This is a genomic window from Gluconobacter japonicus (genome assembly GCF_002723975.1).
GTDB lineage: Bacteria > Pseudomonadota > Alphaproteobacteria > Acetobacterales > Acetobacteraceae > Gluconobacter > Gluconobacter japonicus.
The window spans coordinates 1-1,284 of the sequence record NZ_BEWO01000065.1; the positions used below are offsets into that span (position 1 = coordinate 1).

4 protein-coding genes are annotated in these 1,284 nt (G+C 60.4%); 1 reads left to right on the forward strand and 3 read right to left on the reverse strand.

Going from position 1 to position 1,284, the window contains the following annotated elements; genetic code table 11:
- Nucleotides 1-77: 77 nt before the first annotated feature.
- Entirely contained in the window at nt 78-206 is a 129-nt protein-coding gene (locus tag GJA01_RS15700; protein ID WP_255312283.1) for a hypothetical protein, read from the reverse strand.
- On the opposite strand from GJA01_RS15700, the gene GJA01_RS15190 reads away from it, so the two are divergent.
- Complete coding sequence (locus tag GJA01_RS15190; RefSeq protein WP_145993816.1) at nt 199-423, forward strand: hypothetical protein; 225 nt, start codon at nt 199-201, stop codon at nt 421-423. The genes GJA01_RS15700 and GJA01_RS15190 overlap by 8 nt on opposite strands.
- Nucleotides 424-848: 425 nt before the next feature.
- Here the strand turns inward: GJA01_RS15190 and GJA01_RS15705 are convergent, their stop codons facing one another.
- Both GJA01_RS15705 and GJA01_RS15055 read right to left on the reverse strand, forming a co-directional pair.
- Nucleotides 849-971, reverse strand: a complete 123-nt coding sequence (locus GJA01_RS15705) for a hypothetical protein (protein WP_255312289.1) — start codon at nt 969-971, stop codon at nt 849-851.
- Nucleotides 964-1,284, reverse strand: a 321-nt coding sequence (locus GJA01_RS15055; RefSeq protein ID WP_218017423.1) for a hypothetical protein, incomplete at its 5' end; no start/stop codon positions are given. The genes GJA01_RS15055 and GJA01_RS15705, both read right to left, overlap by 8 nt.

The window sequence follows — 1,284 nt, forward strand, 5'->3', positions numbered from 1 at the left end:
CCGCCAATAAATGGCATTTTTATTTTGCATCACGGCGTATTTTTTACTTGAAGAGAAGAAGTAAATCATCTGCTTTACTAGACCATATCCTGCCGGGGTGCGGGGCGGCGAGCGCCCGCGACGGCGACGAGAGCGCAGGGGGTGGAGACGCTTTTCTGAGCCACATCCTGCCTCTGGCCGGACAGCCTCCCGGACGGGGTGTCCATACCGGAGCGTCCTGAGCAAACCGGTCGGGTTGCGTCTGGTGCGGGCCTGAAGGCCTGCGCCAGACGCGGCCTGACCCAGGTGCAGCGAGGGTCGCGCAGCCGCGCCAGCGGGGGCCTTAAGGCCCGTGTGGACGCGCCGTCCGGGAGGGTGTCACGCTTTGCGCTGGATGCGGTGTCGGAAGCCCCGGAGCGTGCCTCCCTGTCATGCGCAGCGTGACAGGGAGGTCGAGGAGCCGTCCCACTCCCCTCACCCGCCTGTATTTCTGCTGAGGGTGAGAGGGTGAAGATGCTTTGTGCTGTGCGTTAGGGGGACCCGCCGAATGGCCGAGACCCCGCAGGGGGCTCGGGGCGGAGCCCGGGTCACGCGACCCTGCGTGAAGCGCAGGGGAACGCCCTGATTTTTTCTGTTTTGGTGAAGAGGGTTCAGGCTCCTCACAGGAGAGAGAGTCAGAATTCAAGGTTGAGGCGGTCCGTCAGCGATCTGTGCCTGTGGCTGGGGACCGTTCACTGTTTGTGGTTTTATTTTACAGGGCGTAGCCCTGTCCTGAGCGGTTCACGGAGGCGCTGCGCGCCTCTGTGTCCATTTTGGCGTATTTTGTGAACGGTTTAGAGAAGAGAGGCCCCGAGGGGCCTGTGAAGATCTCATTGTGATTTGTGAGATTTGGGTGAGGGAGCGGAGAGCCAGCGGATAACGCGGCCGGAGAGTATGAAACCGATGGCGAAGATCAGACACCCTGCGAAGAGGTTCAGGACGAAGTCATTCATTGATCTGCTCCTTCATTGAAGGTTTGGCATTGGGAAGATAGCGCAAAAGTTCGAGCGCTGCACGTTCTGAAATGGAAGCGGCGAAGAAAGCGGCGAGCCGATAATACCACGGTGTATTGAGTGCGGCGAAGAGGGGAGAAATGACCCCTGCGCCGAAGAGCGCGAGAGCGAGGCTCTGGCAGCCGGAGGCGGCGAGTTTGAGGCGTTCAGTGATATGCTGATCGGAGAGAGGTGGTTTAGGCGGAAGCGCGAACACGAGACATTCACCCTGTCGTGGAGAAGATGAGGGACCCGGCCTGAGAAGGCCGGGCTG